Consider the following 3854-nt stretch of genomic DNA (forward strand, 5'->3'; position numbering starts at 1 on the left):
TGTTAATTGGCGTATTTGAACCTAAAGATTTACTTAAGATATCAGTAATACCAGCTAATTCTAATACCGCACGAACAGGGCCACCTGCAATAACACCAGTACCAGGTGCAGCTGGTTTCATAAATACGCTTCCTGAACTGAAACGTCCAGTAATAGTGTGAGGTGTAGTACCTTCAACACGTGGAACTTCAACTAAATCTTTTTTAGCTGCTTCTACAGCTTTTTTGATTGCTTCAGGTACCTCTTGTGCTTTACCAGTACCGAATCCGACGCGACCATTTTTATCTCCAACTACTACTAAAGCAGTGAAACGGAAACGACGACCACCTTTTACAACTTTCGCAACACGATTAATCGTTACAACGCGTTCTTCAAATTCTTTCGCTTCTTCTTCTCTACGAGCCATGTAAATGTCCCTCCTTTAAATTAAAATTCTAAACCATTTTCACGAGCTGCATCTGCTAAGGCTTTAACACGTCCGTGGTATAAGTAACCTCCACGGTCAAATACGATAGTTTTAACGCCTTTTTCGATAGCTCTTTTAGCTACAGTTTCGCCGACTTTAGCTGACAATTCAACTTTAGATCCACTTTCATTAGCGAAATCTTTTTCTTGTGTAGAAGCTTGCGCTAATGTTTGGCCGTTTACATCATCAATTACTTGTGCATAGATATGCTTGTTTGAACGATAGATGTTTAAACGAGGTTTTTCAGCTGTGCCAGATAATTTAGTACGAACACGTGCATGTCTTTTCAAACGCACTTTGTTTTTATCAATTTTGCTGATCATTTTATTACTCCTTTCTTCTGAAAGTTATTTATTATTTACCAGTTTTACCTTCTTTACGGCGAACGTATTCACCTTGGTAACGAATTCCTTTACCTTTATAAGGCTCTGGAGGTCTTACTGAACGGATGTTTGAAGCGATAGCTCCAACTTGTTCTTTAGAAATACCAGCTACTGTAACTGTTGTGTTTTTCTCTACAGAGAAAGTAATACCTTCGTCAGCTTTAATTTCAACTGGGTGAGAGTAACCAACGTTAAGCACTAAGTCATTACCTTGCATTTGAGCACGGTAACCAACACCAACTAGTTCAAGTGTTTTTTGGTATCCTTGAGATACACCTTGTATCATATTATTGATTAAAGCACGAGTTGTACCATGAACTGTTCTATCTTCTTTAGAATCAGTAGGTCTTACAACTTCTAATGTACTTTCGTCTTGTTTATATGTCATTCTTTCATTAAATGTTCTTGATAATTCGCCTTTAGCACCTTTAACAGTTACTGAATTACCTTCAATTGTTACTGTTACGTCGCTAGGGATGTCAATAATTTTTTTACCAACACGACTCATGTTATCGCACCTCCTTATTTATTATTACCAAACGTATGCTAAGATTTCTCCGCCAACATTACGTTTTCTTGCTTCTTTATCAGTGATAACACCTTCTGAAGTTGATACTAACGCAATACCTAAACCGTTAAGTACTTTTGGTACTTCGTTTGCTTTCGCATAAACACGTAGACCTGGTTTAGAAATACGTTTTAATCCAGTGATAACTCTTTCATTATTTTGACCATATTTAAGGAATAAACGGATAACCCCTTGTTTATCGTCTTCAACGTATTCTACGTTTTTAATGAAACCTTCACTCTTTAAAATTTCAGCAATTTCTTTTTTAATGTTTGATGCAGGTAATTCTAATTTATCGTGACGCACCATGTTTGCGTTTCTTACACGAGTTAGCATATCTGCAATTGGATCGTTGATTGTCATTGATTGTTGCCTCCTTTCAGACTTTTATATATTACCAGCTAGCTTTACGAACGCCAGGGATTTGGCCTTTATAAGCTAATTCACGGAAACAAATACGGCATAATTTGAATTTACGGTAAACAGAATGTGGACGACCACAGCGTTCACAACGAGTATATTCACGTACTTGGAACTTTTGTTTTTTTTGTTGCTTAGCAACCATTGAAGTTTTAGCCACTTAATTAGCCTCCTTTAGAGATTATTTTTGAAATGGCATACCGAATTGTGTTAACAATTCACGAGCTTCCTCGTCAGTGTTAGCAGTCGTTACGATAACGATATCCATTCCTCTAACTTTATTTACTCGGTCATAGTCGATTTCAGGGAAAATCAATTGTTCTTTAACACCTAGTGTATAGTTACCTCTACCGTCAAATGCTGTTTTTGAAACTCCACGGAAGTCACGTACACGTGGTAATGAAACAGCGATTAATTTATCTAAGAAATCATACATTCTTTCTCCGCGAAGTGTAACTTTCGCACCGATAGGCATACCTTCACGTAAACGGAATGTAGCGACTGATTTTTTAGCTTTTGTAACAAGTGCTTTTTGTCCAGTGATAGCTTCTAATTCTTCTACAGCATCATCTAATACTTTAGAGTTTTGAACAGCATCACCAACACCCATATTTACTACGATTTTTTCAATTTTTGGAACTTCCATTACTGAACTGTAGTTAAATTGTTTAACTAAGTTTTGTGTAACTTCAGAGCTATATTTTTCTTTTAAACGGTTCACAGTGGATCCTCCTTTCGATTAATTATTAATTATTAGATTTGATTTCTTCGCCAGATTTTTTAGCGATACGAACTTTTTTACCATCTACGAATTTGTAACCTACGCGAGTTGGTTCATTCGTTTTAGGGTCTAATAATTGTACGTTAGAAACATGGATTGCTGCCTCTGTTTCTAAGATTCCACCTTCAGGATTAAATTGAGTTGGTTTTTGGTGTTTTTTAATAACGTTAACACCTTCCACAACGACACGGTCTTTTTTAGGTTGAGTTGAAACAACTTTACCTTCTTTACCTTTGTCTTTACCTGCGATAACTTTTACGTTGTCACCTTTTTTGATATGCATGCGTGGCACCTCCTTAAATTTATATATTTATAAACGATTAATTAAAGTACTTCTGGAGCTAATGATACAATTTTCATGAAGTTGCCTTCACGTAATTCACGAGCAACAGGTCCAAAAATACGAGTACCACGTGGGCCTTTGTCGTCACGAATGATGACACATGCATTTTCATCAAATTTGATATATGAACCGTCGTTACGGCGTACACCTGATTTAGTACGTACTACAACAGCTTTAACAACTTCACCTTTTTTGACAACGCCACCTGGTGTAGCATTTTTAACACTAACTACGATTACGTCACCAATATTCGCTGTTTTACGACCAGATCCACCTAATACTTTGATTGTAAGAACTTCACGTGCACCAGAGTTGTCTGCTACTTTCAAACGTGTTTCTTGTTGGATCATGAGTTAAACCTCCTTTATCTTCACTATTTCTTAAATAATTACTGATTCTTCAACAATTTCTACCAAACGGAAACGTTTAGTTGCTGATAAAGGACGTGTTTCTTGAATCTTAACGATGTCCCCTAATTTAGCTGAGTTGTTTTCATCATGAGTTTTGTATTTTTTAGAGTATTTTACTCGTTTACCATATAATTTGTGCGTTTTGTATGTTTCAACAAGTACAGTTACAGTTTTGTCCATTTTATCGGAAACGACTCTACCTACATAAACTTTACGATCATTTCTTTCGCTCACTTTTGTAACCTCCTCTTTCAATTAATTATTGATTAGCTTTTCCTTGTTCAATTTCTCTTTCACGAGCAACAGTTTTTAGACGTGCAATCGTTTTTCTCACTGTGCGAATACGTGCAGTCTCTTCTAATTGACCTGTAGCTAACTGAAAGCGTAGGTTAAAAAGCTCTTCTTTTGAAGATTTGATTTGTTCTTCGATTTCTGAAGTGGTTAAGTCTCTAATTTCCTTAGCTTTCATTTGTTTCACCACCC

The 3854-nt window shown here is 36.3% G+C and carries 10 protein-coding genes; all 10 read right to left on the reverse strand.

Annotated elements, in window-relative coordinates; translation table 11 throughout:
- On the reverse strand, positions 1–406 hold a 406-nt coding region (gene rpsE / locus ACF91D_RS29550; protein ID WP_392438283.1), incomplete at its 3' end, for a 30S ribosomal protein S5.
- Positions 407–426: 20 nt separating this feature from the next.
- Positions 427–789 carry a 50S ribosomal protein L18 gene (rplR, locus tag ACF91D_RS29555; protein WP_107512202.1) on the reverse strand — a complete coding sequence of 121 codons (363 nt, stop codon included), beginning with the start codon at positions 787–789 and terminating at the stop codon, positions 427–429.
- 31 nt (positions 790–820) lie between these two features.
- On the reverse strand, positions 821–1357 hold the full coding sequence (gene rplF, locus ACF91D_RS29560; RefSeq protein WP_042739077.1) for a 50S ribosomal protein L6: 537 nt from the start codon (positions 1355–1357) through the stop codon (positions 821–823).
- A 24-nt stretch (positions 1358–1381) separates the two neighbouring features.
- Complete coding sequence (rpsH, locus tag ACF91D_RS29565; RefSeq protein ID WP_042739078.1) at positions 1382–1780, reverse strand: 30S ribosomal protein S8; 399 nt, start codon at positions 1778–1780, stop codon at positions 1382–1384.
- A gap of 31 nt (positions 1781–1811) precedes the next feature.
- Complete coding sequence (locus ACF91D_RS29570; RefSeq protein WP_002482625.1) at positions 1812–1997, reverse strand: type Z 30S ribosomal protein S14; 186 nt, start codon at positions 1995–1997, stop codon at positions 1812–1814.
- Between the two features lie 21 nt (positions 1998–2018).
- Complete coding sequence (rplE, locus tag ACF91D_RS29575) at positions 2019–2558, reverse strand: 50S ribosomal protein L5 (RefSeq protein ID WP_042739079.1); 540 nt, start codon at positions 2556–2558, stop codon at positions 2019–2021.
- A gap of 25 nt (positions 2559–2583) precedes the next feature.
- Entirely contained in the window at positions 2584–2901 is a 318-nt protein-coding gene (gene rplX / locus ACF91D_RS29580) for a 50S ribosomal protein L24 (protein ID WP_042739080.1), read from the reverse strand.
- Between the two features lie 41 nt (positions 2902–2942).
- The gene (gene rplN / locus ACF91D_RS29585; protein WP_002482622.1) at positions 2943–3311 is read right to left on the reverse strand and encodes a 50S ribosomal protein L14; all 369 of its coding nucleotides are present in this window, start codon (positions 3309–3311) and stop codon (positions 2943–2945) included.
- Positions 3312–3341: 30 nt separating this feature from the next.
- The gene (gene rpsQ / locus ACF91D_RS29590) at positions 3342–3605 is read right to left on the reverse strand and encodes a 30S ribosomal protein S17 (protein ID WP_001829723.1); all 264 of its coding nucleotides are present in this window, start codon (positions 3603–3605) and stop codon (positions 3342–3344) included.
- Between the two features lie 25 nt (positions 3606–3630).
- Entirely contained in the window at positions 3631–3840 is a 210-nt protein-coding gene (gene rpmC / locus ACF91D_RS29595; RefSeq protein ID WP_002482620.1) for a 50S ribosomal protein L29, read from the reverse strand.
- Positions 3841–3854: the final 14 nt, after the last annotated feature.

The organism is Staphylococcus sp. 231237_7MaSpsaltlick (assembly GCF_043107035.1).

What these genes read in the sequence shown, in the direction of transcription:
- rpmC (WP_002482620.1), bottom strand. Translation starts at nt 3,840, where the DNA reads ATGAAAGCTAAGGAAATTAGAGACTTAACCACTTCAGAAATCGAAGAA.
- rplF (WP_042739077.1), bottom strand. Translation starts at nt 1,357, where the DNA reads ATGAGTCGTGTTGGTAAAAAAATTATTGACATCCCTAGCGACGTAACA.
- rplR (WP_107512202.1), bottom strand. Translation starts at nt 789, where the DNA reads ATGATCAGCAAAATTGATAAAAACAAAGTGCGTTTGAAAAGACATGCA.
- rplX (WP_042739080.1), bottom strand. Translation starts at nt 2,901, where the DNA reads ATGCATATCAAAAAAGGTGACAACGTAAAAGTTATCGCAGGTAAAGAC.
- rpsH (WP_042739078.1), bottom strand. Translation starts at nt 1,780, where the DNA reads ATGACAATCAACGATCCAATTGCAGATATGCTAACTCGTGTAAGAAAC.
- rplN (WP_002482622.1), bottom strand. Translation starts at nt 3,311, where the DNA reads ATGATCCAACAAGAAACACGTTTGAAAGTAGCAGACAACTCTGGTGCA.